This window comes from Weissella diestrammenae (assembly GCF_014397255.1).
Lineage (GTDB): Bacteria > Bacillota > Bacilli > Lactobacillales > Lactobacillaceae > Weissella > Weissella diestrammenae.
In genome coordinates this window covers 279,678-305,985 of the sequence record NZ_CP060724.1, presented here as the reverse complement: position 1 = coordinate 305,985, position 26,308 = coordinate 279,678, and the positions used below count along the sequence as shown (strand labels likewise).

22 protein-coding genes, 17 tRNA genes, 3 rRNA genes and 1 pseudogene are annotated in these 26,308 nt (G+C 41.6%); 41 read left to right on the top strand and 2 right to left on the bottom strand.

Going from position 1 to position 26,308, the window contains the following annotated elements; all coding sequences use genetic code 11:
• Window positions 1-25 precede the first annotated feature (25 nt).
• From H9L19_RS01585 to H9L19_RS01530, 12 genes and pseudogenes are all read left to right on the top strand, one after another.
• Window positions 26-1,018 (top strand): aldo/keto reductase, encoded by a 993-nt coding sequence (locus tag H9L19_RS01585; protein ID WP_187529877.1) that lies wholly within the window; start codon window positions 26-28, stop codon window positions 1,016-1,018.
• A 109-nt stretch (window positions 1,019-1,127) separates the two neighbouring features.
• Window positions 1,128-1,952, top strand: coding sequence for a Cof-type HAD-IIB family hydrolase (locus tag H9L19_RS01580; protein ID WP_187529428.1), 825 nt, complete (start codon window positions 1,128-1,130; stop codon window positions 1,950-1,952).
• A 216-nt stretch (window positions 1,953-2,168) separates the two neighbouring features.
• Window positions 2,169-2,669, top strand: a complete 501-nt coding sequence (locus H9L19_RS01575) for a nucleoside 2-deoxyribosyltransferase (protein ID WP_187529427.1) — start codon at window positions 2,169-2,171, stop codon at window positions 2,667-2,669.
• Between the two features lie 92 nt (window positions 2,670-2,761).
• Window positions 2,762-4,120 carry an RsmF rRNA methyltransferase first C-terminal domain-containing protein gene (locus H9L19_RS01570; protein ID WP_187529426.1) on the top strand — a complete coding sequence of 453 codons (1,359 nt, stop codon included), beginning with the start codon at window positions 2,762-2,764 and terminating at the stop codon, window positions 4,118-4,120.
• Window positions 4,121-4,277: 157 nt separating this feature from the next.
• Window positions 4,278-4,589 (top strand): Asp-tRNA(Asn)/Glu-tRNA(Gln) amidotransferase subunit GatC, encoded by a 312-nt coding sequence (gene gatC, locus H9L19_RS01565; protein ID WP_187529425.1) that lies wholly within the window; start codon window positions 4,278-4,280, stop codon window positions 4,587-4,589.
• Window positions 4,589-6,045 (top strand): annotated as a pseudogene (gatA, locus tag H9L19_RS01560) (Asp-tRNA(Asn)/Glu-tRNA(Gln) amidotransferase subunit GatA). Before gatC ends, gatA begins: the two are co-directional and overlap by 1 nt.
• A complete protein-coding gene (gene gatB / locus H9L19_RS01555) occupies window positions 6,045-7,484 on the top strand; it encodes an Asp-tRNA(Asn)/Glu-tRNA(Gln) amidotransferase subunit GatB (protein ID WP_187529424.1) in 1,440 nt (479 codons plus the stop codon). Before gatA ends, gatB begins: the two are co-directional and overlap by 1 nt.
• A gap of 5 nt (window positions 7,485-7,489) precedes the next feature.
• The gene (locus H9L19_RS01550) at window positions 7,490-8,434 is read left to right on the top strand and encodes a diacylglycerol kinase (RefSeq protein WP_187529423.1); all 945 of its coding nucleotides are present in this window, start codon (window positions 7,490-7,492) and stop codon (window positions 8,432-8,434) included.
• A 270-nt stretch (window positions 8,435-8,704) separates the two neighbouring features.
• Window positions 8,705-8,776, top strand: a tRNA-Gly gene (locus H9L19_RS01545).
• Between the two features lie 109 nt (window positions 8,777-8,885).
• Window positions 8,886-8,957 (top strand) — tRNA-Gly (locus tag H9L19_RS01540).
• Between the two features lie 149 nt (window positions 8,958-9,106).
• Window positions 9,107-10,114 (top strand): lactonase family protein, encoded by a 1,008-nt coding sequence (locus H9L19_RS01535; RefSeq protein ID WP_187529422.1) that lies wholly within the window; start codon window positions 9,107-9,109, stop codon window positions 10,112-10,114.
• Window positions 10,115-10,129: 15 nt separating this feature from the next.
• Window positions 10,130-11,290 (top strand): AI-2E family transporter, encoded by a 1,161-nt coding sequence (locus H9L19_RS01530; RefSeq protein ID WP_187529421.1) that lies wholly within the window; start codon window positions 10,130-10,132, stop codon window positions 11,288-11,290.
• Window positions 11,291-11,327: 37 nt separating this feature from the next.
• Here the strand turns inward: H9L19_RS01530 and H9L19_RS01525 are convergent, their stop codons facing one another.
• Window positions 11,328-12,002 carry a VTT domain-containing protein gene (locus tag H9L19_RS01525; protein WP_187529420.1) on the bottom strand — a complete coding sequence of 225 codons (675 nt, stop codon included), beginning with the start codon at window positions 12,000-12,002 and terminating at the stop codon, window positions 11,328-11,330.
• Window positions 12,003-12,121: 119 nt separating this feature from the next.
• On the opposite strand from H9L19_RS01525, the gene H9L19_RS01520 reads away from it, so the two are divergent.
• From H9L19_RS01520 to H9L19_RS01405, 24 genes are all read left to right on the top strand, one after another.
• On the top strand, window positions 12,122-12,706 hold the full coding sequence (locus H9L19_RS01520; RefSeq protein ID WP_187529419.1) for a peptidylprolyl isomerase: 585 nt from the start codon (window positions 12,122-12,124) through the stop codon (window positions 12,704-12,706).
• 48 nt (window positions 12,707-12,754) lie between these two features.
• A complete protein-coding gene (locus H9L19_RS01515; protein ID WP_187529418.1) occupies window positions 12,755-13,144 on the top strand; it encodes a CvfD/Ygs/GSP13 family RNA-binding post-transcriptional regulator in 390 nt (129 codons plus the stop codon).
• Between the two features lie 26 nt (window positions 13,145-13,170).
• Window positions 13,171-13,554, top strand: coding sequence for a hypothetical protein (locus H9L19_RS01510; protein WP_187529417.1), 384 nt, complete (start codon window positions 13,171-13,173; stop codon window positions 13,552-13,554).
• Between the two features lie 387 nt (window positions 13,555-13,941).
• Window positions 13,942-15,520 (top strand): 16S ribosomal RNA (locus H9L19_RS01505).
• A 301-nt stretch (window positions 15,521-15,821) separates the two neighbouring features.
• Window positions 15,822-18,737 (top strand): 23S ribosomal RNA (locus H9L19_RS01500).
• An 86-nt stretch (window positions 18,738-18,823) separates the two neighbouring features.
• Window positions 18,824-18,940, top strand: a 5S ribosomal RNA gene (gene rrf, locus H9L19_RS01495).
• Together the 16S, 23S and 5S rRNA genes with 15 tRNA genes alongside form the textbook arrangement of a ribosomal RNA operon.
• A 6-nt stretch (window positions 18,941-18,946) precedes the next feature.
• Window positions 18,947-19,019: transfer RNA gene (locus H9L19_RS01490), tRNA-Val, on the top strand.
• Between the two features lie 2 nt (window positions 19,020-19,021).
• Window positions 19,022-19,094: transfer RNA gene (locus H9L19_RS01485), tRNA-Lys, on the top strand.
• A gap of 25 nt (window positions 19,095-19,119) precedes the next feature.
• Window positions 19,120-19,192: transfer RNA gene (locus H9L19_RS01480), tRNA-Thr, on the top strand.
• 73 nt (window positions 19,193-19,265) lie between these two features.
• Window positions 19,266-19,349, top strand: a tRNA-Leu gene (locus H9L19_RS01475).
• A 14-nt stretch (window positions 19,350-19,363) separates the two neighbouring features.
• Window positions 19,364-19,437, top strand: a tRNA-Arg gene (locus H9L19_RS01470).
• 35 nt (window positions 19,438-19,472) lie between these two features.
• Window positions 19,473-19,546 (top strand) — tRNA-Pro (locus H9L19_RS01465).
• A gap of 36 nt (window positions 19,547-19,582) precedes the next feature.
• Window positions 19,583-19,656, top strand: a tRNA-Met gene (locus tag H9L19_RS01460).
• A 14-nt stretch (window positions 19,657-19,670) separates the two neighbouring features.
• Window positions 19,671-19,744 (top strand) — tRNA-Ile (locus H9L19_RS01455).
• Window positions 19,745-19,771: 27 nt separating this feature from the next.
• Window positions 19,772-19,861: transfer RNA gene (locus H9L19_RS01450), tRNA-Ser, on the top strand.
• A 30-nt stretch (window positions 19,862-19,891) separates the two neighbouring features.
• A tRNA-Met gene (locus H9L19_RS01445) sits at window positions 19,892-19,965 on the top strand.
• Between the two features lie 3 nt (window positions 19,966-19,968).
• Window positions 19,969-20,042 (top strand) — tRNA-Asp (locus tag H9L19_RS01440).
• A gap of 5 nt (window positions 20,043-20,047) precedes the next feature.
• Window positions 20,048-20,120, top strand: a tRNA-Phe gene (locus tag H9L19_RS01435).
• Window positions 20,121-20,151: 31 nt separating this feature from the next.
• Window positions 20,152-20,223: transfer RNA gene (locus H9L19_RS01430), tRNA-Gly, on the top strand.
• Between the two features lie 7 nt (window positions 20,224-20,230).
• Window positions 20,231-20,304, top strand: a tRNA-Ile gene (locus tag H9L19_RS01425).
• Between the two features lie 25 nt (window positions 20,305-20,329).
• Window positions 20,330-20,417: transfer RNA gene (locus H9L19_RS01420), tRNA-Ser, on the top strand.
• A gap of 526 nt (window positions 20,418-20,943) precedes the next feature.
• A complete protein-coding gene (locus H9L19_RS01415; RefSeq protein WP_187529416.1) occupies window positions 20,944-21,810 on the top strand; it encodes a helix-turn-helix transcriptional regulator in 867 nt (288 codons plus the stop codon).
• A gap of 169 nt (window positions 21,811-21,979) precedes the next feature.
• On the top strand, window positions 21,980-22,657 hold the full coding sequence (locus H9L19_RS01410) for a glycoside hydrolase family 73 protein (RefSeq protein ID WP_187529415.1): 678 nt from the start codon (window positions 21,980-21,982) through the stop codon (window positions 22,655-22,657).
• A gap of 33 nt (window positions 22,658-22,690) precedes the next feature.
• On the top strand, window positions 22,691-23,779 hold the full coding sequence (locus tag H9L19_RS01405) for an ATP-grasp domain-containing protein (protein ID WP_187529414.1): 1,089 nt from the start codon (window positions 22,691-22,693) through the stop codon (window positions 23,777-23,779).
• Window positions 23,780-23,869: 90 nt separating this feature from the next.
• On the opposite strand, the gene H9L19_RS01400 is transcribed toward H9L19_RS01405, so the two are convergent.
• Window positions 23,870-23,986 carry a DUF4044 domain-containing protein gene (locus H9L19_RS01400; protein WP_187529413.1) on the bottom strand — a complete coding sequence of 39 codons (117 nt, stop codon included), beginning with the start codon at window positions 23,984-23,986 and terminating at the stop codon, window positions 23,870-23,872.
• Window positions 23,987-24,095: 109 nt separating this feature from the next.
• Here H9L19_RS01400 and H9L19_RS01395 point away from each other — a divergent pair, with 109 nt between their 5' ends.
• Genes H9L19_RS01395 through H9L19_RS01375 form a run of 5 tightly spaced genes read left to right on the top strand, consistent with a single transcriptional unit; the run spans window position 24,096 to window position 26,275 of the window.
• A complete protein-coding gene (locus tag H9L19_RS01395) occupies window positions 24,096-24,464 on the top strand; it encodes a DUF3397 family protein (RefSeq protein ID WP_187529412.1) in 369 nt (122 codons plus the stop codon).
• Window positions 24,465-24,469: 5 nt separating this feature from the next.
• Window positions 24,470-24,679 (top strand): cold-shock protein, encoded by a 210-nt coding sequence (locus tag H9L19_RS01390; RefSeq protein WP_187529411.1) that lies wholly within the window; start codon window positions 24,470-24,472, stop codon window positions 24,677-24,679.
• On the top strand, window positions 24,676-25,236 hold the full coding sequence (locus H9L19_RS01385; protein WP_187529410.1) for an NUDIX hydrolase: 561 nt from the start codon (window positions 24,676-24,678) through the stop codon (window positions 25,234-25,236). The genes H9L19_RS01390 and H9L19_RS01385 overlap by 4 nt, the downstream gene beginning before the upstream one ends.
• 12 nt (window positions 25,237-25,248) lie before the next feature.
• Window positions 25,249-25,533 (top strand): hypothetical protein, encoded by a 285-nt coding sequence (locus H9L19_RS01380; RefSeq protein ID WP_187529409.1) that lies wholly within the window; start codon window positions 25,249-25,251, stop codon window positions 25,531-25,533.
• Window positions 25,534-25,585: 52 nt separating this feature from the next.
• Window positions 25,586-26,275, top strand: coding sequence for a 5'-methylthioadenosine/adenosylhomocysteine nucleosidase (locus H9L19_RS01375; RefSeq protein ID WP_187529408.1), 690 nt, complete (start codon window positions 25,586-25,588; stop codon window positions 26,273-26,275).
• Window positions 26,276-26,308: the final 33 nt, after the last annotated feature.

Here is a 26,308-nt window from a genome sequence, read left to right as displayed (position 1 = left end):
ACAAAAAGAAATGAGGAATATGAAGATGGTATATGCAGCTGCAAATAATCGTTATGAACAAGTGCCATATCGGCGAGTATCTGACTCAGGGCTGATTTTACCGGCACTGTCTTTTGGTCTTTGGCGGAATTTAGGAGATCAAAAGCCCCTAGCTAATTCAAGAGAAGTAATTTTAAAAGCATTTGATCATGGTATATTTTCGTTTGATAATGCCTCAAATTATGGTCCTTCAAACGGTACGGCTGAGGAAACGTTTGGTGCAGTTTACCAATCTGATTTGAAACCCTATCGGGATGAATTAGTGATTACAACAAAGGCCGGATATCATATGTGGCCAGGCCCACTTGGTGAATTTTCCGGTCGAAAGACACTGCATGCGGCATTAGATTTATCATTACAACGGATGCATTTGGATTATGTTGATATTTTTTATGCACACCGATGGGATCCTAACACAAATTTGGAAGAAACAGCCGTGGCTTTAGACGATTTAGTTCGTCAAGGAAAGGCTTTGTACGTTGGTGTTTCTAACTATACGGCGGAACAAACGGCTGCGATTATTGATATTTTCAAGACCTTACACACACCATTTGTTTTGAATCAAGTTTCATATAATATGTTGCATCGACAAGAGGCAGAGGATCATCAAATGTTACAATTACTTGATGATAATCACGCTGGATTGGTTGCCTATGGGCCATTAGCTGAAGGGTTATTAACAGATCGTTATCTAAACGGATTCCCAGCGGATTTTCCATTGCATCGTAGCAATGCACACATTGCTGATGATCCAGAGGCAACGGTTCGTCAATTAAATGCATTGAATGCTGTGGCGGCTGATCGTGGACAAACCTTAGCACAATTAGCAATGGCTTGGTTATTAAAAGACCGACGTGTTGCTTCAATTGTTTTTGGCGCTTCATCAATTGATCATTTACTAGACAACATTAAAGTGGCTGATAATTTACAGCTTTCTGATGAAGAATTACAAAAAATCGAGTCGATTTTAACCAAGTAGATATGACTAAATACCATAAAGACGCCATTCTTTTGATGGCGTTTTTTTGCGCAATCTCACTAATAAGTTTGATATAATGCTTATTAAGTTAAATGACAGGAGAAAAGTGATGGGACGCAAATTGATTGGAATTGATTTAGATCATACAACGTTGAATGAGACCGGGACGGTGTCAAACCGGACTCGGGAGGTCTTACAGGCCGCACAGGCAGAGGGCCACATTATTTCAATTATTACCGGACGTCCAACCCGTCTTTCAACTGATATTTATGATGAAATTGGACTCAAGTCACCAATGATTAATTTTAATGGCGCGTTAGGCATTGTGCCACGTACTTATTGGCAAGATGAATACTCATATCAGATTAACCATGAAATTGCCTTTGATATGCTAGAACAGGCAGCTGATTTAGGAATTGACACCGTTGTGGCCGAGAATCAGGATGATGTTTGGGGCAAAGAAATAAGTGATCATAGGCCAAAAGATTCGCTATTTTTTCCACGGGACGAAGATGGTAAAAAAATGCTCGATCGATTTTCATTACAGACTGATGTGAATGCTATTTTGTTGCACAGCGCTAATCCGCGCCATCAAGCGCAAATTAAGCGGTTTTTACTTGACCGCTATGGTGAAGATCAAGTCAACGTTAAAACATGGGGTGGCGACTCACCAGTGCTTGAAGTAGCACCGGCTGGCATTTCAAAAGATACAGGGTTAGCTATCTTGCAACAGTCTTATCAAATTAATGCTGATGATATTTATGCGTTTGGGGATGAGATGAACGATTTGGAAATGATTGAGTTTGCAACACATGGTATTGTCATGGCCAACGGAAATCCGGAATTAAAGGCCATTGCCAATGATGTCACACCATTTACAAATGAGGAGGACGGATTAGCCAGATACTTGGAAAACTTATTAAAATTGGCATGAGGTATGCGGGCTGATTTGGGAGTGGTGTAAGGGCAAAAAGGGAATCGACATCATATATGAGTTTTTGAATGGTATTAAATGGCAAATTACCAATTTAAACTTCAAAAATTTAACAGGATTGCCTCTGTTGTTGTGTTCAAATTTTCGATATAATTAAAACACAACAGACTGTGTGACAGCTTGGGAATTGAATAGAACTATAGGGGATAATTTGATATGACACAACGTGTATATTTAGCAGGACCATTTTTTTCAGATGCTCAAAATGAACGACTAAACAAGGCTAAAGCATTACTAGAACAAAATCCGACAATTGGATACATTTATGAGCCTCGTGAACATCAACAAGCAGAAATTGTTGCGAAATTTGGTGGGAATTTGGAGACGGCAATGCATGAACGTGAGTGGCAAGATGCAACTTATCGGGCGGACGTTCAAGCAATGACTCAAGCGGATGTGATTGTTGCAACTTTTGATTTTGATATTGAAAGTGGTAATGCTCGGCCTGATGAAGGGACAATCTTTGAAATTGGTTATGCCATTGCCATTAATAAGCCGGTCATTATTTTACAACATCAAGTTGATGATGAACCTTTGAATTTGATGCTAGCGGCTTCATATACTGGTTATTTCTGGGGTGAAAAAGAGATTGAACAAATCAAGGACTATGATTTCATCAATTTACCTGTTCATAATACTGACAAAGCTGTCTTTTAATGCTGTAGGCATATAAATGGTTCCACTTCAATCCGTGATTAATGGATAAGTGGCTTTTTTTAATTATTATTTTGAAAGTGGAGGATTGGGAAATGGTGGCATTACCTACTGCATTTATTGAGAAATATCAAAAGTTATTGGGCTCAGAAGCAGATGATTTTATTGCGTCTTTTCAACACCCAATTACTAAAGCGTTTCGAATTAATCCGTTGAAGACCAGCCAAACTTTGTATGATACAAAAAATGATGGCAAAACGGCTTGGGGCACATGGGGGCGTTTTGGGAGTGTTTCTGGTCATTCAGTGGATCACACAACTGGTTTGATTTATTCTCAAGAACCTAGTGCTCAACTAGTGGGAGAAATTGCGCGACCACTCCCCGGTGAACGCGTATTAGATTTGGCGGCAGCACCTGGCGGTAAAACGACGCATCTTGCATCGTTTATGCAACAGCAAGGGTTGCTGGTTTCAAATGAAATATTTCGTAAACGGGCCAATATATTGAGCGAAAATGTTGAACGTTTTGGCATTCGAAATGCAATCGTTACAAATCATTCACCAAGCGAATTGGCGCACCATTTCCCAAAATATTTTGATCGCATTGTGTTAGATGCGCCGTGTTCAGGTGAAGGTATGTTTCGAAAGGACCCCGATGCAATGCAATATTGGGATATTAACTATCCTGATCGTTGTGCTAAATTGCAACGAGAAATTCTAATAGAGGCAATGAAGATGCTACGCCCAGGTGGTGAACTCATTTACTCGACTTGTACTTTTGCGCCTGAAGAGGATGAACAGGTCATTGCTTGGTTATTGTCAAATTATCCTAACTTATCAATGGTAGCAATTGAACGTCCTCAAGGCGTTGATGCAGGGCGACCAGAGTGGGCTGATGGTAATCCAGAATTAGCAAAGGCTGTGCGTCTATTTCCACATCACTTGTCAGGTGAGGGCCATTTCATTGCTAAATTGAAGTTGGCTGAGATTGAAGATGAGACTGATAACGTATTACTTTCTGAGGCTGAATCGAATTTGTCGCAACCTCAACAAACGTTGTGGCAACAATTCAGAGATGACATTGGGTTGACAACTATATTTGGGCCTTTGATGGCATGGGGCGATCAACTCTACGCACTACCTGACCATACGCCAGATTTGAAAGGTATTAAGGTGCTGCGTGCTGGTGTCCATCTGGGAACTTTTAAAAAGAATCGATTTGAGCCGGCCCTGGCCTTGGCGCTAGCTGTTAGCCCGGATGATTTTGCCCGACAATATCCAATGCGTGATGATGAATGGGCTAAGTATGTGCATGGTGAAACATTTTTTGTGACGGATCAAACGAATGGTTGGTATTTACTGACGATTAATAGTAATGGCGCTGGCTTTGGCAAGTTGACCAATGGGCAAATGAAGAATTTTTACCCGAAAGGGTTACGCTTTCAAGTGAAATAATGGATGCAAATTAACGATTATAATCACAAATTTATCGGGTAATGCGTCTCAAAGCTAGGCTATGTATTTGTGATTGGTTTGTAAAATGAACTCATTATGCCTCAACTGTTGAGACAATGGTAAAATAAAAACATAACATTCTGAAGGGAAGAAACAAATGGCAGATAGTAAAATTACTGAGTCTGAGGTATTACACGTTGCAGCCTTAGCAAAGCTTGCACTTTCAAAATCCGAAGCACAGACTTTCACAGCCCAGTTAGAAAAGATATTTGATTTGGTAGATATGATGGCTGAGGTCGATACTAGCGGTGTCAAACCAACGTATACAGTGGCAGAATTAGAAAACAATTTACGTGAGGATCAACCAGAACAAGCAAATCAGATGGAAGCCTTATTAAACAATGCACCAGAGCGACAAGAAACACTGATTAAGGTACCGGCAATTCTAAGTGAAGGAGAGACAAAATAATGAATTTTTTGACAACGACCATCACTGAATGGCATCAAAAATTAGTGAGTAAAGAGATTTCTGCTACTGAATTAGCAGAACAAACTTTGACAAATATTCAGGCGACAGATGGCACATACGATGCATTCATCACGGTCATGGTAGATGAAGCTAAAAAGAAAGCCCAATTAGTTGATGAACAGGGTATTGATGCGCAACAAATGCTGCAAGGTATTCCTTATGGTATTAAAGATAATTTAGTGACCAAGAATGTTACTACAACAGCTGCCTCACATATGTTGTCAGGTTTTAAACCAATTTATGATGCGGCTGTGATTGAAAAATTAAATGCCAATGGTGCAGTAGGTGTTGGTAAGTTGAACATGGACGAATTTGCCATGGGCTCAACGACTGAAACCTCATACTACAAGCAGACAAAAAATGCTTGGGATCAGACGAAGATTCCTGGGGGCTCTTCAGGGGGCTCGGCAGTAGCGGTAGCAGCTGGTCAAGTGCCATTTGCCCTGGGGTCCGATACTGGGGGTCAATTCGTCAGCCGGCAGCATTTAACGGCATTATTGGCTTGAAGCCAACTTATGGTCGTGTGTCACGTTGGGGCCTAATTGCGTTTGCATCATCATTGGACCAAATTGGTCCTCTGACACGAACAGTAAAGGATAATGCGTTAGTTTTGAATGCAATTGCAGGAAAAGATGACCGTGATCAAACAAGTTCTAAACAAGCTGTACCTGATTTTTCAGCTGGATTGACTGGTGATATTAAAGGCCTTAAAATTGCTGTCCCAAAGGAATACTTTGAAACTGGGGTTGATGAGGCAGTTAAAGCCACTGTTGCAGCAGGAATTAAGCAATTAGAGCTATTAGGCGCAAGTGTCGAAGAAGTTTCTTTGCCTCATACGAAATATGGCGTCGCTGCTTATTACATTTTAGGTTCTTCTGAGGCATCATCTAATTTACAGCGCTTTGATGGTATTCGTTATGGATTCCGCGCGCAAGGAGCGAAAACATTGGATGAATTATATGTGCAAACAAGGACACAAGGTTTTGGTGATGAAGTGAAGCGTCGGATTATGTTGGGAACATTCTCGCTCTCAGCTGGGTCATATGATGCATACTTTAAAAAAGCTGCTCAGATTCGCACATTAATTAACGCAGAGTTTCAACAGGTCTTTTCACAATATGATTTGATTGTGGCGCCAACGACGCCTAATGTCGCTTATGGATTTGGGGAAAATCAAGATGATCCGCAGGTTGCCTATATGAACGACGTCTTAACGATTCCTTCAAATTTAGCTGGCTTGCCAGCATTGTCGATTAATGCGGGATTTGTTGATGGTTTGCCAGTTGGTATGCAATTAATTGGTAATCGCTTTGCAGAATCAACGCTATATCAAGCGGCGTATGCTTTTGAACAAGCAACGCGTTTGTTTGAAAAAGTACCTGGGGGTGTGAAGTAATGGCAATTTCAAACTTTGAAACGACAATTGGACTTGAAGTCCACGTTGAATTGAAAACACGGTCAAAAGCAATGTCACCTTCACCTGTAGCATATGGGGCAGTACCAAATGCCAACACTAATGTGATTGACTGGGGTTATCCTGGAGTTTTGCCCCAAGCAAATCGTGGTGCGTTGGAATATGGGATGCGAGCCGCACTGGCGCTACATGCTGATATTACACGCCAATTACATTGGGACCGGAAGAATTATTTCTACCCGGACAATCCAAAAGCATATCAAATTACGCAACAATTCGAACCAATTGCTAAACAAGGCTGGTTGGAAATTGAATTAGATGGCGTTAAAAAACGGATTGGGATAACAGAAATGCACGTCGAAGAGGATGCAGGTAAAAATACGCACGGCAATGATGGATATTCATATGTTGATTTAAATCGACAAGGCACACCGTTGATTGAAATCGTTGGTGAACCGGATATTACAACGCCTGATGAGGCGTATGCGTATCTTGAAGCACTTAAAGAAGCCATCCAGTTTACTGGCATTTCAGACGTTAAAATGGAAGAGGGCTCAATGCGTGTTGATGCCAATATCTCGATTCGACCGGTTGGTTCAAAAACGTATGGCACTAAAGTTGAATTGAAAAATCTCAACTCATTTAATTACGTTCGAAAAGGGCTGGAATTTGAAGAGCAACGTCAATCAAAAATTTATTTAGCTGGTGGTACGATTAAGCAACAAACACGGCGTTTTGACGAGAATACTGGTGAAACTGTTTTGATGCGTGTCAAAGAAACAGCAGATGATTATCGATATTTCCCAGAACCTGATTTGGCGCCAATTCAAATTGATCAAGCTTGGATCGACGATGTCGCACAACAGTTGCCTGAGTCAGCACCTAAACGCCGGGCACGATATGTTGAAACGCTTGGGTTAGATGAGTATGATGCACAAGTGTTGACGCAGACGTTGGCTATGGCCGACTTTTTCGATGCGACAATCGCTGCGGGAGCAGATGCAAAACGTGCAGCCAATTATTTGATTGGGGACGTTAACGCTTATTTGAATGCAAATCATGTTGATTTACAAGCTACCAAACTCTCGCCAGAACATTTAGCCGCGATGATTAAATTGATTGATGATGGTATTATTTCGACTAAGATGGCTAAAAAAGTCTTTGTAGCAATTACAGATGGTCTAGAGCCCGTTGCATTTGTTGAGGAACAAGGATTAAAACAATTATCCGATCCAGCACAATTATCACCAATTATTACAGCGGTACTCGACCGTAACGAACAATCTGTTCAGGATTATCTGGGTGGCAAGGAACGCGCAACCAAAGCGCTAATTGGCCAGATTATGAAGGCAACACAAGGTAATGCTAACCCTAATGTGGTTAACCAGTTGCTACTTGAATCATTGGAAGCCCGGAGGTAAAGATTGTGACGAAAAGGGCACGAATTATTTACAATCCGACATCAGGGCGGGAAGCAATCCGACGTGATTTGGTCGATATCTTGGCGGTTTATGAAAAAGCTGGGTATGAAACGTCTGCCTTTGCAACAACGGCAGAAGCCAAATCGGCAGAGAATGAGGCGCGTCGTGCGTCATTAGCTGGGTTTGATTTATTAATTGCAGCTGGTGGTGATGGCACAATTAATGAAGTTGTTAATGGGATTGCACCATTGACGAAACGTCCTAAATTAGCTATTATTCCTGCTGGTACAACGAATGACTACGCACGTGCGTTGCGCATTCCGCGCAATGAACCACTTGAGGCTGCTAAAGTGGTTTTGCAAGGTCAGTCAGCGTTGATGGATGTTGGTAAGGCCAATGACACTTATTTTATTAATATTGCAGCTGGTGGTTCACTTTCAGAATTAACGTATTCCGTCCCTTCTAAGCTGAAAACGATGTATGGTTATTTGGCCTACGTCGTTAAAGGTGCAGAATTGATTACACGGGTTAAGCCGATGAATTTGCATGTTAAATTTGATGAAGGCGAATATCATGGAACAGCTTCAATGTTTTTCTTAGCATTAACTAATTCGGTTGGCGGATTTGAGTCAATCGTACCAGATGCAAAGTTGGATGACGGTAAGTTTACAGTTCTAATTGTGAAAACGACAAAGTTACCTGATATTATGGCTTTAATGACAGAAATTATTAATGGTGGTCGACATGTAGATGATCCTAATTTGATTTATGTTAAAGCATCTCATGTTGAAGTTACATCAGCAAATGATGAGCAAGTTATGGTTAATCTTGATGGCGAGTATGGTGGGGATGCCCCGATGGTATTTGATAATTTCCAAAAACACTTGGAAATTATTGCTAATTTAGATGAAATGGATGATGACATTTTAATTGGTTCCCCAATTGACTAAATGTGGTTAATAATATAATAAATAAGTTGTAGCTTAAATTTTAAGACTGTAAATTGTTGATTCCATATCGGCATGTTTACAGTCTTTTTTATTGATCGAAGACTGTAGATTTAATATCAGAAGGGGGTTTTGTTTGAAGTGTTTGATACGTACATTGATTAAATGGGAAATTGATTTCAAAGTGGTTGTAGATTAGAACAAAAAAGTTGTTGACAATTAATGGGATATTCTGTAAAGTATTATATGTTGTTAAGGCAACGATTTAACGTTGCGGATGTAGTACAATGGCTAGTGCTCCAGCCTTCCAAGCTGGGAATGCGGGTTCGATTCCCGTCGTCCGCTTCAATTTCAGAATTGAAGTTTTGATTATGAAATTGTTTAAGAATAGTGTTGACATTTGTTGAAAAAATCGATATTATTATTTATGTTGTTATCGCAACAAAGCAGAGATGCGGATGTAGTACAATGGCTAGTGCTCCAGCCTTCCAAGCTGGGAATGCGGGTTCGATTCCCGTCGTCCGCTTAGACAAAACCAACCAGCGATGGTTGGTTTTTTTGTTTTTTAAAAAATACGCCCGTTATTCCGACGATGACTAAATAATAAAGCGGTTTCATGACCATTGTGCATGGTATAATCGAAAAGTAAATATAAAATCATAAAGAGGTAAAGTCATGGCAATTGAAAAAGTACTGTTTGGGACGTATACAAAGCGTGTTTCTAAAGGACTATATGTTGCAGATTTTGATGCAAGTCAGGGCGTGCTTGAGAATGCGCACCTATTGACAAACATTGGGAACCCAACTTATACCATTAAGGGTAATGATTCGACTATTTATAGCGTTGATAAGCATGAAGATGATGGTGGTGTGGCTGTTATTAATTTGGCAACTGGCGTAATTCAACAAGAAGTATTGGCAAATGGGGCATCACCTGCATATTTAGGTTTTGATGCTCAGCGTCAACTCCTATTCTCTGGTAATTATCATAAAGGCACGGTTGATGTGTTTTCAGTTGGTAGTGATGGACAATTGACATTAAAGGACTCATTTAAAAACGAAGGTTCTGGGCCACGTGATGAACAAAAAAGTTCACATGTGCATTTTACAAATTTAACGCCAGATCAACGATTAGCTGTTGTGGATTTAGGTGCTGATGAGGTACTGATTTTTGATGTTGACGTAGAAGGTAAGTTGCATCTGTTTTCAAAGTTTCAAACAGAGAAAGGGTTTGGACCAAGGCATATTCGTTTTAGTCCGGATGGCAAGCAAGCATATCTACTTGGAGAGCTCTCTTCACAGTTATCAATCTTAGATTACGCTGATGGACAACTAAGCTTAAAGGCGACGCTAAAGACGATTCCTTCAGATTGGCATGACCATAATGGTAGTGCGGCGTTGCGTGTCTCGCAAGATGGCCGTTTTGTTTATGCGTCAAATCGGGGCCACAACTCAGTAGCCGTATTTAGTGTTGCTGAGCAACCGGAACGTATTCAAGTCATTTCAACGGCAGGTGATTTTCCAAGAGATATGGCATTGAGTGCGAATGATGATTATTTGATTGTGGCAAATCAAAATACAGATAACGTTTCAGTTTATCGACGTGACCCTGAAACTGGACAATTAGAATTGACGCAAAAAGATTTCAAAATCCCAGAAGGTGTTCGCGTTGAATTTATATAATTAAAGGAAGTATTGATGGTAGAAAAAGATAGGCATGAAAAATCATGGGCATGGCGTTGGGTAGCAAACAACCAACTTGTAGCCGCATTACTAGTTGTATTGTTAATTTTGATTATCATTTTTATGACCAATCAGGTCCGTTTCATATTTAAACCGTTGTTATCGCTTTTTTCTGCGGTGGGTGCCCCCATTATTGTGGCAGGTGTGTTTTACTATCTGATGAACCCAATGGTCGATTATCTTGAAAAAAGATGGCATGTTCAACGGGTTTTAACAATCACTGGTCAATTCATCGTCTTAGTGCTCCTTATTGCATTAGGAGTGATAGCGGTCATTCCTTGGGTACGTGAACAATCTTTGAGTTTAGTGCATAATTGGCCAAGATATTGGTCCGCTGTCATGGATGTTGTAGAGAGAATAACAAAGGATGACAATTTCAAGGCGCTCAATCAATGGTTTGATTCGACTAATTTGTCGGTTGAGCATGCGGTAAAATCTTTCTCTAAAGGTGGCTCTCAAAATATCTCATCAATTTTTGGCACAGTGACCTCATTTGGCATTACACTGGTAACGTTTCCCTTAATTCTTTTTTATCTGTTAAAAGATGGGCATCATTTACCAAAATATATGGCGCATTTTTTGCCAAAACGTTTACAGGGGTCGTTCATTGAGACTTTGACAGAAATTAATATGCAAATTTCAAATTACATTCGCGGACAATTGTCAGTTGCATTAGCAGTGGCAATTATGTTTGCGATTGGGTATACCGTTATTGATTTGCCATATGGTTGGCTAATTGCCATTGCGGCAGGATTTTTAAATTTAATTCCATTTCTAGGATCATTTTTGGCGATGGTGCCAGCAATTGTGGTTGCCATTTTCGTGTCGCCTATGATGTTATTGTATGTTTTGATTGTATTTGCTATTGAACAAACATTGGAAGGTAAGGTGATTGCACCTAAATTATTGGGCAATTCTTTGCGCATTCATCCAGTGACGGTGGTAGTGATATTACTTTCGGCAGGTAACATGTTTGGATTATTCGGGGTGGTATTTGGGATTCCTGGATATGCTGCTGGAAAAGTACTAATTTATCGTTTGTATCAATGGTGGCAAAAAGCATCTGATTTGTTTGAAGATCCTGTTGTTCCATCAATTGACAGTGATAGTGAGTAAAAAAAGGCGTGCCACCGGCACGCCTTTTTTTATTTTTTTAATCTTTTTTCATTTTTGCTTCTTTTTTTGCAGCTAATTGAGAGCGTGCATCTGCAATAATTGCAGGCAGTGCAGTGACAACTAAGATACCGACAATAACGAGTGAAAAGTGTTGTTGAATAAAGTCAATGCCACCGAAATAGTAACCAGCTTCAACAGCGATGAAAACCCAGAGCGTAGCAGCGATGATGTTTAAGCTAAGAAACTTTCGATATGGGAAACCAGAGATTGACGCAACGAATGGGGATAAGGTCCGAATAATTGGTAGAAAACGAGCAAAAATAATTGCCATTGCCCCATGCTTGACGTAAAACGCATTGGCTTCGTCTAATTGTTTTTGTTTAATGAATCGACCTAAAAATGGATGGTTGATTAATTTTAAGCCAATGGTACGCCCAAGAAAAAAGTTGAGTGAATCGCCAGCAACTGCAGCAACCCAAAATAGAATGATTAGAGAATAGTGGTTTAAGTGACTACCAGGAATGGCCGAAATAGCACCAGCGGCAAATAGCAGCGAATCACCTGGTAAGAAAGGTAAAATGATTGCCCCTGTTTCAATAAAAATAATCGCAAATAAAAGGGCGTATGACCAAGGACCTAAGATATTTACCCAGTGAGCGAGATGCTTATCCAAATGCAGCATCACTTCGACACCGGTTTGTAGAAAGTTCATTAAATTTCTCCTCTAATTGATATTACAATATTCCTAGTTTAACATTATTAAATAAAAAAATTGAAAAAGCGGGTTGTGTTATAATAAACTTTAAAATTATATGTAAAGAGAGTGAAAAAATGTTACCTCAATTTGATTTAGAAAATGTCAACGGTCCAATCGCAGTATTCGAAACAACACAAGGTACTGTATCGTTTAAATTATTTCCTGAACAAGCCCCTAAGACGGTAGAAAATTTTGTTGGGTTGATTGAACAGGGTTATTATGATGGTATTATCTTCCATCGTGTCATCCGTGATTTTATGATTCAAGGTGGTGATCCAACTGGTACAGGTATGAGTGGTGAATCAATTTTTGGTGAGGCTTTTGAAGATGAATTTTCAAAGGAATTGTTTAATTTCCGAGGGGCACTATCAATGGCCAATGCTGGTCCTAATACCAATGGGTCACAATTCTTTATTGTAGAAGCGTCACGAGTGCCAAATGATATGGTGAAGCAAATGCAAACTGTTTTGCCAAAAGAGGTGGTTGAAAAGTACGCGCAAGATGGCGGAACACCTTGGTTAGATGGAAAACATACGGTTTTTGGACACGTGTTAAAAGGATTTGATGTTGTTGAGAAAATTGCTAAAGTTGCGGTTGATTATGCGGATAAACCAGTTGAACCAGTGGTGATTACTAAGGCAACCGTCGTTAACCAATAAAACATTAGCCGGATATCGATTGTTAGATTATATAGAAAGGCGATAGTGATGGGTTATCAAATTGGTCAAATAGTGATGGGCACTGTCACTGGTATTCAACCATATGGTGCGTTTGTGCAATTGGATTCTCGAACGCAGGGGTTGATTCATATTTCTGAGTGTCGGTCTGCTTTTATTAAATGTGTTGATGACGAGTTGGCAGTTGGTATGACCATCCAAGTGATGATTTTAGATATTGACGAGTATAATGGCAAAGTCTCTTTGTCACGACGCAGTGTTGTTGAAAACGGACAAAAATTATTGTCAGTCAGTGGCATTAGAAACACTAAAGGCCGTAATCACTATTGGACCAATCAATATCTTGATTTTGGATTTAGTACAATTGCTAAAGCTAAAAATGAGATGTTAAATGAGGCATTAAATCGATTAAGAGCATAATCATTTGAGGAAAGCAGGCGTATATCATGTCATTAATTGCTGGTACTGTGTATTTTACGCAAGAAGATAAAACCTTTTTTCTTGTGACAGATCAACCACATTCTAAGTTTTTCACTGTTAAAATGCATAAACATCAAGGCGACACAGCGCTGGGATCACTTTTAAATGGCATTAAGGGTGAACTAGGGATTGATCCCAATGATTTACGGCTTGGTGAACTAGGTGCGTGGCATATCAAAGGTGGAACTACCGCCGAAGATTTAATTTCTTTGTATACACTAGAATTAGTTGAACCAAATCGTGTTGACTTAAAACGACTATCAGATCTTGGTATGTCTTTTGCTAGTGCAGCGAACCTTTCAGACTTATTAACTAGTGTGGATGTCACAGGTGTGGCTGCACTCGATTAAGACTTTGAGAAAATAAAGGATATGCTGTCACAGGCATATCCTTTTTTGTTGGTTTTTAGTTGGCGAAAAGCGTTGACACATTATGAAATATTCGATATGATATTTAAGTTGTCTTTTGCAGTAACTATTCTGTAAATCACAAGCGTAAAACATCGTTAAATAATGTTGTTGACATTGTTCTTAACATGCTTTATAGTAGTTAATGTTGTTGCTGAGAAGCAATACGATATAGTTCTTTGAAAACTAAATAACGTTTCGATGAAACAAATGTGCAAGTGTATCACGTAAAAATGATACAAACATTTGCGAAGTCAATTTCGCTAGTAAATTCGTTTAACATCTGTTAAACAACAAAAAAAGATTGAGTTATACTCAAGCTGATCAATTTAAATTGAGAGTTTGATCCTGGCTCAGGATGAACGCTGGCGGCGTGCCTAATACATGCAAGTCGAACGCACTGTGGTTTGATGAAATGAAGAGCTTGCTCAGATTTGATTCAGACATTGCAGTGAGTGGCGAACGGGTGAGTAACACGTGGGAAACCTACCTCTTAGCAGGGGATAACATTTGGAAACAAATGCTAATACCGTATAACAATGAGAACCGCATGGTTCTCACTTAAAAGGTGGTCATGCTATCACTAAGAGATGGTCCCGCGGTGCATTAGTTAGTTGGTAAGGTAATGGCTTACCAAGACGATGATGCATAGCCGAGTTGAGAGACTGATCGGCCACAATGGGACTGAGACACGGCCCATACTCCTACGGGAGGCAGCAGTAGGGAATCTTCCACAATGGACGAAAGTCTGATGGAGCAACGCCGCGTGTGTGATGAAGGGTTTCGGCTCGTAAAACACTGTTGTAAGAGAAGAATGACATTGAGAGTAACTGTTCAGTGTGTGACGGTATCTTACCAGAAAGGAACGGCTAAATACGTGCCAGCAGCCGCGGTAATACGTATGTTCCAAGCGTTATCCGGATTTATTGGGCGTAAAGCGAGCGCAGACGGTTATTTAAGTCTGAAGTGAAAGCCCTCGGCTCAACCGAGGAATTGCTTTGGAAACTGGATGACTTGAGTGCAGTAGAGGAAAGTGGAACTCCATGTGTAGCGGTGAAATGCGTAGATATATGGAAGAACACCAGTGGCGAAGGCGGCTTTCTGGACTGTAACTGACGTTGAGGCTCGAAAGTGTGGGTAGCAAACAGGATTAGATACCCTGGTAGTCCACACCGTAAACGATGAGTGCTAGCTGTTTGGGGGTTTCCGCCCCTAAGTGGCGAAGCTAACGCATTAAGCACTCCGCCTGGGGAGTACGACCGCAAGGTTGAAACTCAAAGGAATTGACGGGGACCCGCACAAGCGGTGGAGCATGTGGTTTAATTCGAAGCAACGCGAAGAACCTTACCAGGTCTTGACATCCTTTGACCACACCAGAGATGGTGCTTTCCCTTCGGGGACAAAGTGACAGGTGGTGCATGGTTGTCGTCAGCTCGTGTCGTGAGATGTTGGGTTAAGTCCCGCAACGAGCGCAACCCTTATTGTTAGTTGCCAGCATTTAGTTGGGCACTCTAGCAAGACTGCCGGTGACAAACCGGAGGAAGGCGGGGATGACGTCAAATCATCATGCCCCTTATGACCTGGGCTACACACGTGCTACAATGGCAAGTACAACGAGTCGCCAACCCGCGAGGGTGCGCAAATCTCTTAAAGCTTGTCTCAGTTCGGACTGTAGGCTGCAACTCGCCTACACGAAGTCGGAATCGCTAGTAATCGCGGATCAGCACGCCGCGGTGAATACGTTCCCGGGTCTTGTACACACCGCCCGTCACACCATGAGAGTTTGTAACACCCAAAGTCGGTGGGGTAACCTTTTATTAGGAGCCAGCCGCCTAAGGTGGGACAGATGATTAGGGTGAAGTCGTAACAAGGTAGCCGTAGGAGAACCTGCGGCTGGATCACCTCCTTTCTAAGGAAAATCGGAAACTTGCACATCGTTGAAACGTTATTTAGTTTTGAGAGAACTATCTCTCTAAAATTAGTTCTTTGAAAACTGAATCATATTAGTAAATTTAAAATTTCAAATTATTGAAAATCAATAAATTGAACCGAGTAATCAAGAGTTGATTGTCGCAAGACAATTGACAGTGTATTACACCGCGTTATTTTGAGTTTTTATACAAGTTCATCACGATAGCAATATCGTGATAATCGCAAGTGACTGAAAGATGTCACATACTCAAAACTTAAATCATCAACGTCAGTTGATAGGTTAAGTTATTAAGGGCGCATGGTGGATGCCTTGGCACTAGGAGCCGATGAAGGACGGGACTAACACCGATATGCCTCGGGGAGCTGTAAGTAAGCTTTGATCCGGGGATTTCCGAATGGGGGAACCCAACTTGTTATGCAAGTTATCACTAGTTGAATCTATAGACTAGTTGAAGGTAGACGCTGTGAACTGAAACATCTCATTAGCAGCAGGAGTAGAAAGAAAAATCGATTCCGTCAGTAGCGGCGAGCGAACCCGGAAGAGCCCAAACCAAAGTGCTTGCACTTTGGGGTTGTAGGACTACCGTTGTGGAGTTACAAAATTGTATGTTAGTTGAAGTGGTTGGGAAGCCACGCGAGACAAGGTGATAGCCCTGTAAACGAAAGCATGCAATCTCCCGTGTAGGATCCTGAGTACGGCCGGACACGTGAAATCCGGTCGGAATCTGGGAGGACCATCTCCCAAGGCTAAATACTACCTAGTGACCGATAGTGAACCAGTACCGTGAGGGAAAGGTGAAAAGCACCCCGGAAGGGGAGTGAAAAAGTTCCTGAAACCATGTGCCTACAAGAAGTCAGAGCCCGTTAAGGGGTGATGGCGTGCCTTTTGTAGAATGAACCGGCGAGTTACGATTACATGCAAGGTTAAGGTGGAAAGACCGGAGCCGAAGCGAAAGCGAGTCTGAAATGGGCGTCATAGTATGTAGTTGTAGACCCGAAACCAGGTGACCTACCCATGTCCAGGGTGAAGGTGTGGTAAGACGCACTGGAGGCCCGAACCTGTGCATGTTGAAAAATGCTAGGATGAGGTGTGGGTAGCGGTGAAATTCCAATCGAACTTGGAGATAGCTGGTTCTCTCCGAAATAGCTTTAGGGCTAGCCTCGGAATGTAGCGTATTGGAGGTAGAGCACTGTTTTGGTGCGGGGCCCATCTCGGGTTACCAAATTAAGATAAACTCCGAATGCCAATTACGTATGTCCGGGAGTCAGACAGTGAGTGATAAGATCCATTGTCGAAAGGGGAACAGCCCAGATCGTCAGTTAAGGTCCCTAAGTGTGTGTTAAGTGGAAAAGGATGTGGAGTTGCATAGACAACTAGGATGTTGGCTCAGAAGCAGCCACCATTTAAAGAGTGCGTAATAGCTCACTAGTCGAGTGATTCTGCGCCGAAAATGTACCGGGGCTAAACACACCACCGAAACTACGGGTGCCAACTAAGTTGGCGCGATAGGAGAGCGTTCTATGGGCGATGAAGTCAGACCGTGAGGACTGGTGGAGCGCATAGAAGTGAGAATGCCGGTATGAGTAGCGAAAGACAGGTGAGAATCCTGTCCACCGTATGACTAAGGTTTCCTGGGGAAGGCTCGTCCTCCCAGGGTTAGTCGGGACCTAAGGCGAGGCCAAGAGGCGTAGTCGATGGATAACTGGTTGAGATTCCAGTACCAGGTGAACATGTTTGAACGATGGAGGGACGCAGAAGGCTAATGGATCCCAGCGAATGGAAATGCTGGGTTAAATCGTAAGTTTTGGGAGTAGTTAAATGCTTATCCCTATAAGAACAAGCGATGATGAGGATCGAAATTAAGTAGAGAAGTCCATGATGTCACGCTGCCGAGAAAAGCTTCTAGTTAGTGTTTACCTGCCCGTACCGCAAACCGACACAGGTAGTCGAGGAGAGCATCCTAAGGTGTGCGAGTGAACTCTCGTTAAGGAACTCGGCAAAATGACCCCGTAACTTCGGGAGAAGGGGTGCTCAGCGCAAGCTGAGCCGCAGTGAATAGGCCCAGGCGACTGTTTATCAAAAACACAGGTTTCTGCAAAATCGTAAGATGACGTATAGGGGCTGACGCCTGCCCGGTGCTGGAAGGTTAAAAGGAGTGCTTAGCTTCGGCGAAGGTGCGAATTGAAGCCCCAGTAAACGGCGGCCGTAACTATAACGGTCCTAAGGTAGCGAAATTCCTTGTCGGGTAAGTTCCGACCCGCACGAAAGGCGTAACGATCTGGGCACTGTCTCAACGAGAGACTCGGTGAAATTTAAATACCCGTGAAGATGCGGGTTACCCGCGACAGGACGGAAAGACCCCATGGAGCTTTACTGTAGCTTGATATTGAGTGCTTGTGCAGCTTGTACAGGATAGGTAGGAGCCGTAGAGATCGGAACGCTAGTTTCGATGGAGGCGTTGGTGGGATACTACCCTCGTTGTATGATCACTCTAACTCGCATCACTAATCGTGATGGAAGACAGTGTCTGGCAGGCAGTTTGACTGGGGCGGTCGCCTCCTAAAAGGTAACGGAGGCGCTCAAAGGTTCGCTCAGAATGGTTGGAAATCATTCGCAGAGTGTAAAGGCACAAGCGAGCTTGACTGCGAGACTAACAGGTCGAGCAGGTACGAAAGTAGGACTTAGTGATCCGGTGGTTCCGCATGGAAGGGCCATCGCTCAACGGACAAAAGCTACCCTGGGGATAACAGGCTTATCTCCCCCAAGAGTCCACATCGACGGGGAGGTTTGGCACCTCGATGTCGGCTCATCGCATCCTGGGGCTGTAGTCGGTCCCAAGGGTTGGGCTGTTCGCCCATTAAAGCGGTACGCGAGCTGGGTTCAGAACGTCGTGAGACAGTTCGGTCCCTATCCGTCGCGGGCGTAGGAAATTTGAGAGGAGCTGCCCTTAGTACGAGAGGACCGGGGTGGACGTACCACTGGTGTATCAGTTGTTCCGCCAGGAGCATCGCTGAGTAGCTATGTACGGATGAGATAAACGCTGAAAGCATCTAAGTGTGAAACTCGCCTCGAGATGAGATTTCCCATTCGAAAGAAGTAAGACCCCTTATAGATGATGAGGTAGATAGGCTAGAAGTGGAAGTGCCGCGAGGCATGGAGCGGACTAGTACTAATGGTTCGAGGACTTAACCAAGTTGAATAAAACGTGGTGGTTCAATTTATTTCATAAATTTACTTGACAATATGGTTCAGTTTTGAGAAAATTAATTCTCGTAAGCGTGTCGTGATGATGGCACTGAGGTCACACCTGTTCCCATACCGAACACAGAAGTTAAGCTCAGTAACGCCGAAAGTAGTTGGAGGATCGCCTCCTGCGAGGATAGGAAGTCGCGATGCAATTTTGGACGTTTAGCTCAGCTGGGAGAGCACCTGCCTTACAAGCAGGGGGTCACAGGTTCGATCCCTGTAACGTCCATTGGATCGTTAGCTCAGTTGGTAGAGCAGTGGACTTTTAATCCATGGGTCCAGGGTTCGAGCCCCTGACGATCCATTGCCGAGAGGCATGGCAATAAATTGCCGACTTAGCTCAGTTGGTAGAGCATCGCTCTTGTAAAGCGGGGGTCGAAGGTTCGAGTCCTTTAGTCGGCATGGTAGTAACGAATGTAGTTTGGTTTAAGAAACTAATGTTTCTTAACAGGTTCGAATCCTGTCATTCGTTTCTGCTGGATTGGCGGAATAGGTAGACGCAGGGGACTTAAAATCCCCCGATAGAAATATCGTACCGGTTCGATTCCGGTATCCAGCATTTTAAAATTTAATGCACCTGTAGCGCAACTGGATAGAGTGTCTGACTACGAATCAGAAGGTTGCAGGTTCGAGTCCTGCCAGGTGCATCAGCTAATTTTATTAGCTATTTAAAAATTTAATTCGGGATGTAGCTCAGCTTGGTAGAGCACCTGGTTTGGGACCAGGGGGTCGCAGGTTCGAATCCTGTCGTCCCGACTATTATGACTACTCTTGAAGAGATCAGTTGTATTTCGCGGTGTAGCTCAGCTGGCTAGAGCGTCCGGTTCATACCCGGGAGGTCGAGGGTTCGATTCCCCCCGCCGCGATTTGACTTAACCACGGACCTTTAGCTCAGTTGGTTAGAGCAGACGGCTCATAACCGTCCGGTCGTCGGTTCGAGTCCGACAAGGTCCATTATTCGGTCCTTTATTTATTAATCATGGAGATGTACCCAAGTCTGGCTGAAGGGAACGGTCTTGAAAACCGTCAGGTCGGGAAACCGGCGCGTGGGTTCGAATCCCACCATCTCCTTTGGTTCGTAAGAACTTTATTATTTATTATCGCGGGTTGGAGCAGTCTGGTAGCTCGTCGGGCCCATAACCCGAAGGTCGTAGGTTCAAATCCTGCACCCGCAATTTGGTCGCATGGTCTAGGTGGTTAGGACGCCTGCCTGTCACGCAGGAGATCACGGGTTCGAGTCCCGTTGTGACCGTTAATGGCTCGGTAGCTCAGTTGGTAGAGCATACGATTGAAGCTCGTAGTGTCGGGGGTTCGATTCCCTCCCGCGCCATTGGCTTTATGCCATGTATTAATTTAATTAAGCGGATGTAGTACAATGGCTAGTGCTCCAGCCTTCCAAGCTGGGAATGCGGGTTCGATTCCCGTCGTCCGCTCTTATATGGGCCTGTAGCTCAGTTGGTTAGAGCACTGTGTTGATAACGCAGGGGTCACAGGTTCGAGTCCTGTCAGGCCCATTATCAAATAATTATTTTTGATAATGGGGACATACTCAAGAGGCTGAAGAGGCGCCCCTGCTAAGGGTGTAGGTCGGGAAACTGGCGCGAGGGTTCGAATCCCTCTGTCTCCGTCAAATAACATTAAGAATTTGCTATATCAGTCGTCACGCTGATATAGCATTTTTTTGTTTATCTGTCGTATACAAATTGGCGTTATGAAATGACATGTAAAGGTCTTGTATATGATAATGATGATCATAGGCGAGCCTGCTAGTGTATGCAAGCTAAGAACGCATCACTTTTAAACTGTCGGCTTCAAGATGATATGTATTTTCAATGTGGCTGAAAATTGTTTTTTTAAATGGTGTGTCATCGATTATTACGCATTGTGAATAATGCAGTAAATTAAATACGGACATAATGACGCTAGTTTTTTGAAAAAAATTTGATGAAAAAAGACATGATGACATTAGAATACATCTAATAATTCTATTGTGAGGTCCGATATAATCAACTTTGTTGAACAAATATGATTTATGACATGATGAAAACTTGCACAAGTAAAATTCCGAACATCAAAGGAACTAATCAAGGGGTTGTATTGGTATTTGATACAAAATATACTAAGAATAGTTCATAGAATTGGGAGACACTGATATGATTATCCGAGGGAACTTATTAAGACAGCATAGAGAAGCAATGGGATTAAGTCAGCGTGCTTTAGCAGATGGTATTTGTCATCAATCGTTAGTGTCAAGAATGGAAAGTGAAAATCATATTACAAGTATGGTCATTTTACAGGAATTGTGTCATCGCTTGCAGCTTAACATGGAAAACATTGTTTCTTTTGATGAGCCAAACCACAATAATTTAAGTGCTGTGAGAAATGCCATTAACAATGGTGATTATGGAACAGCCAAAAACTTATTAAAAAAACAATGTCATATTAATCGGTTACCTCAAGAAGCTAAACCTTTATATCATGTGTTGCATGGCAAACTTGAATTAAACAAAAAGAATTATTATGGTGCATTGAATGATTTACAGAATGCTTCGATGGCAGTTACTGCCTTACAAAGAAGTTTAATTTTGGAAATAGAAACGGTGACAACGGAGGTGTGGTTAGGTTTGCATGATTTGGCAAAAGCTAGGTTCTGTAATGAGGTCGCATTAAGTAAGTTGCGGTCGTTCATTCAAATGAAAAATAGTAATATTGATCATAATACAATCGTGACAATTTATCGTCAAAGTGCACAGCTAGAGTTAGCAAACGAAGCAACTGAGAGTGCAGAACGTTTCTTAAATCAAGCCCAAAGATATGTTTCTGCTCAAACGTTTGCATGTGAAATTGTGAAGCTAAATTTTATTCGTGGCCGTGTCCATCAAAAAGATAATGAAATAAAGGCTTCGTGTCGGGCATATCTTAGAGCATATACTGCAGCTGAAGAGTTAGGCGACACTGTAATGATGGATGACATTAAACCATACTTATTGGCTCAAAACGTGGATATATTTGATCAATGATGTTGTAAGCAAACTGTTGACACAACTCTGACTAAGGTTAACGTGTTGTTTAACACATCGGTAGTTAGAAATATTTTGTTGCTATCGGAGCCTGAAAAATATTTGTTATAATGTTAGTCTATAATGGTAAAGATGTAAATTATGATTAACATGATTGAGGGGGAATATCGTGACACGTAAAAAAAGAAAAAGAAAAATGAAAGGTTGGTCACGGTGGCACCCCGCAAAATTTTTTATCAGAGCTGGTCATTTGCGCCCCTGGCGTATCATTATAGTCATTAGTGGCATTATGTTCATTTCATGGCATATTAGTGATTTAAGACAGGTTAAAGTTGCTGATCCAGAAATGGTTGATGTCACCAAGTTGCCGATGAATCAATTGACAAAAGATCAATTTATCAGACGATTGGCACCTGAAGCTCAAACCATTCAATTACAGTACGGCGTACGTGCATCAATTACACTTTCCCAGGCTGCCCTGGAGTCAGATTGGGGACAGTCTGAGTTAGCTTATAAATACAATAACTTTTTTGGGGTTAAAGCTTCCAGTGGGATGAAACAAGTGAGTTTACCCACAAGTGAGTATGTCAATGGTAAGTGGATTAAAGTTGATGCGCCATTTCGGGCATATGATTCATGGCAAGAATCAATGGTTGATCATGCCAAATTATTAGTGAACGGGACAGCTGATAACCATGCGCGATACCTTAAAGTAATTCAAGGATCGACAGCAGAGGAGTCCGCCAAAGAATTGGTTGAAGGTGGGTATGCAACTGATCCAAAATATGCGGAGAAACTAATTTACATTATAAATACGTATCATTTAGAACAGTATGATTATCAATAACGGCAAAAATTGAAAATGAAGATAGGAAATGAAATGACATTATTACCAGGTGCAACAATCGGTATTATTGGCAATAACCTTGTAAGCTGGCGAATTGCACAAGCAGCGAGAAATACAGGGTATTTAGTTGCTATGTATTTAGAAAATGCAGATACAAGACAAAATACAAGTGCTGACTATATATTTATTGGTCGTAAAGATTGGGAAAGCTTTGTCAATCTGTCCGCCATCGTGATTTATAATGATTTAGGTTTGCCATTTGAGCTTGTGTCCGAATTGGACCAATTAAATTTACCACAGGGTACTATGACCTTAGATTTGGCAGATGATTTATCATTGTCACGTAGTTTTTTTGATGAACATGCGATTAATATCCTACCATACAAATTGGCAAGTACCTTAGATGAAATTGCTTTAGCCGCGACTGCACTCAGTTACCCAGTCGCAGTAAAACCAATATTTAAGCATGCTGAAAGTGCAGAAACAGTCATTTTGTCTGGTGCTTGGGACTTAGGATTGGTTGCACCATTAATAGATGGTGGTCAATTACTGGTTGAAACATGGTTAGAAGATGCAGTTGAATATCGCGCATCCGTTGTACGAGATGCCAATGGTAATGTCATTAATTATCCATTAACTCAAATTCGACGGAATTCGCAACATCAAGTAACGCAAATATGGCTAGAAGACGGACCAACGACTGACGTTATAGAGGCAATGCAACAGACGATTCAACAAATTGCACGACCCTTGGATTATGTTGGTGCTTTTTATGTCACGTTTTTGTATAGTACAACTGGTAATTTGTATGTTGGCGATATTTTCCCAGGTATTGGATCAGAACAGTTCGTTTATTCAGCTACGATGACAACTGACTTAATTGAGCAACATTTGCGAGTGTTAACTGGTCAAGCTTTAAAACCAACGCGTCAACATTCAGTAGCTATTTATCGACCAATGAATGATGAAGAAATTTCGCGATTATATCCGCAGTGGGCGATTAAACCTAATTGGCAAATAACGATTGATACTGAAAAAAATGAAGGTTATGTTATCGCCAGTGGTGAACAATTAGTTGCATTGGAAGCGCAAATGGCCGTTGCTGACATTTGGATTGATTGAAGAATGATTGAAAATACTATCAGTTCTCAAATAACTGACAAAAAATAAAAAAGCCTAATGTACCTGATAGTACTACTAGGCTTTTTTTATTTAATTCATAAATGCTTGGAGTAAAACGACGAACACACTAGCAAGCGATAAGATTAGCATAATCACAACAAATACTTGATTGATTCGTGTTAGTCTTGATTTCTTTTTTTTAGCCATGATAATGCCTACTTTCATTTCAATAATAGTTTAATTGTATCAAATCCTATCCAGCTTGAGTAGACGAACATGCTATAATGATAGGATAAATAATGAGTGAGGGACAACCATGTTATCTTTTCTTGATTGGAAAGCTGGGTTAGGTATCTTAGTGATTGTGTGGGGGATACTTTTATTCAGTCAGCGGATTGGGCTGAAAAATTTAATGCCAACACAAATTAAAACATTTGATTTAATGATTCCGCTCATTTGGTGGGAAATTGGTGCGATTACTTTTCAAAATTGGCAGCATGCTTTCGTTCCATATATGTGGCTAACCTTCATCTTGTGGGGAATGGCTGTTGTCATTTACCAGGCATTTGTCCGTCAGAATTACACACTTCGTCGCTTTGTGGTCTTGTGGTGGCGAATAATTGGACTTGTATCATTGTTGATCTTAATCGTTTGTGTGGTAGCTGTGCTATTGAAGCTGAGGTGAAAAATATGGAAAAAATAATTGGAAAAGTTAAAAATTGGGAATCAGAAAAAGGTTATGGCTATATTGAAGTTTCAGGAGAACCAGATGTGTTTGTACATTTTTCAGGATTAGAAGGTTCTTTGAGAAATTTAGTGCCAGGTTCAGATGTGAAACTAGTTGTGATCCAAGGTGTTAGAGGACCACAGGCGGCACTAGTTGAGGAGATTAGTGAATGATAGATGAACCAGAAAAAAGTCAATTCGAAGAAAAAGTAATCGATGAGCAATTAGTGTATGATGGGCACATTATTCAAGTTGTCAACGAAACAGTGACGCTGCCTAATCGACAGGTCAGCCATCGGGATGTTGTCCATCATGCTGGCGCAGTTGCGATTTTGGTGTTAAATGCTAAAAATGAAATGTTAGTTGAACGGCAATGGCGGGCACCAGTTAGAAAAGTAACGACTGAAATACCGGCTGGTAAGATTGACGCGCGTGACAGTACACCCCTTGATGCGGTTGTTAGAGAATTAAACGAAGAAACCCGATTAGAAGCTGCAGAAATCAACAAAATTACTGGTTTCTATACTTCAATTGGCTTTGCTGACGAGTATATGCATTTGTATGTAGCAAAAAAATTATCACCAGTTGCATCAGCTTTACCGCAGGATATAGACGAACATATCGAAATGATTTGGCTCGATTTTAACATGGCAACAAGGATGTTCCTTTCGGGTGAATTTGAAGATGGCAAAACCATTATGGCTTATTTATATTGGCAGACGTTGCAATAGCGGAGGACAAATGTGTTTAAGATAGTAAAAAATCTTTTTAAGCGAAATGAAGTGGCCGAACAAAATACTAATTCCACGTTTGAGCAACTCAAACAACAGGCCGGAGACGACCTTAAACGGCCGTTAACGCGTGAAGAACGACGATTGACGCGCAAAGGAAAATATGAATTGGATGAAGTGACACGGCAGCTGACGCCAACAGGTAAGACAGCTAGGCTAAAATATCGGTTGAATTGGTTAATTGTATTCTTAATGACTAGTATTGTTGTGGTATGGTTAATTTTATTTTTTGGGTAGTGACATTAATATTACGTGATTAGACTTAATCACAGGAGTAAAGAGGTTCTTTATGCGTTATGGAATAATTAATGCTGAGCAAACTGAGATGACAGCCTTAGTTGCAGCGATGGTAGATGATCATGTTTCGACAATTGCGGGGAAAGTATTTCATCATGGGAAAATTGGTCATGTTGATGTGGTTGTGGTGAATGGTGGCATTGGTAAGGTGGCGGCAGCCCTAACGACAACTTTGTTGATTACCAATTTTGGCGTGGATCGTTTAATTAATTCTGGGTCAGCTGGTGCGTTAGATGATCATTTACAGGTTGGGGATATCGTTATTGCGCAGTCATTAGCATATTTTGATGCAGATGCGCAAACTTTCGGATATACTTTTGGACAAGTACCACAACAGCCTGCCCGTTTTATAACAGATGTTGAATTATCAGAAGGATTAGGCCGAGCTTACCAGAGTGAACAAGCAAAGGTAGTCCATGGGCTTATTGTTTCAGGTGACACATTTATTGATTCACAAGAAAAGCGCATGGCCATTAAACAACATTTCTCCGATGGCCTATCAGGTGAAATGGAGGGCGCAGCTGTCGCACAAATCGCCCATCATTTTGATGTGCCATTTACAGTTGTCCGCGCAATTTCAGATAATGCTAACGGAGATGCGGGTGTCTCATACGATGAATTTGTGATTCAGGCAGGACAGCAGTCTGCTCAAGTACTGATTGATTTTTTCAATCAGAAATGATTAAACGATTGAATTTAAAAACTAGTTAGTAAG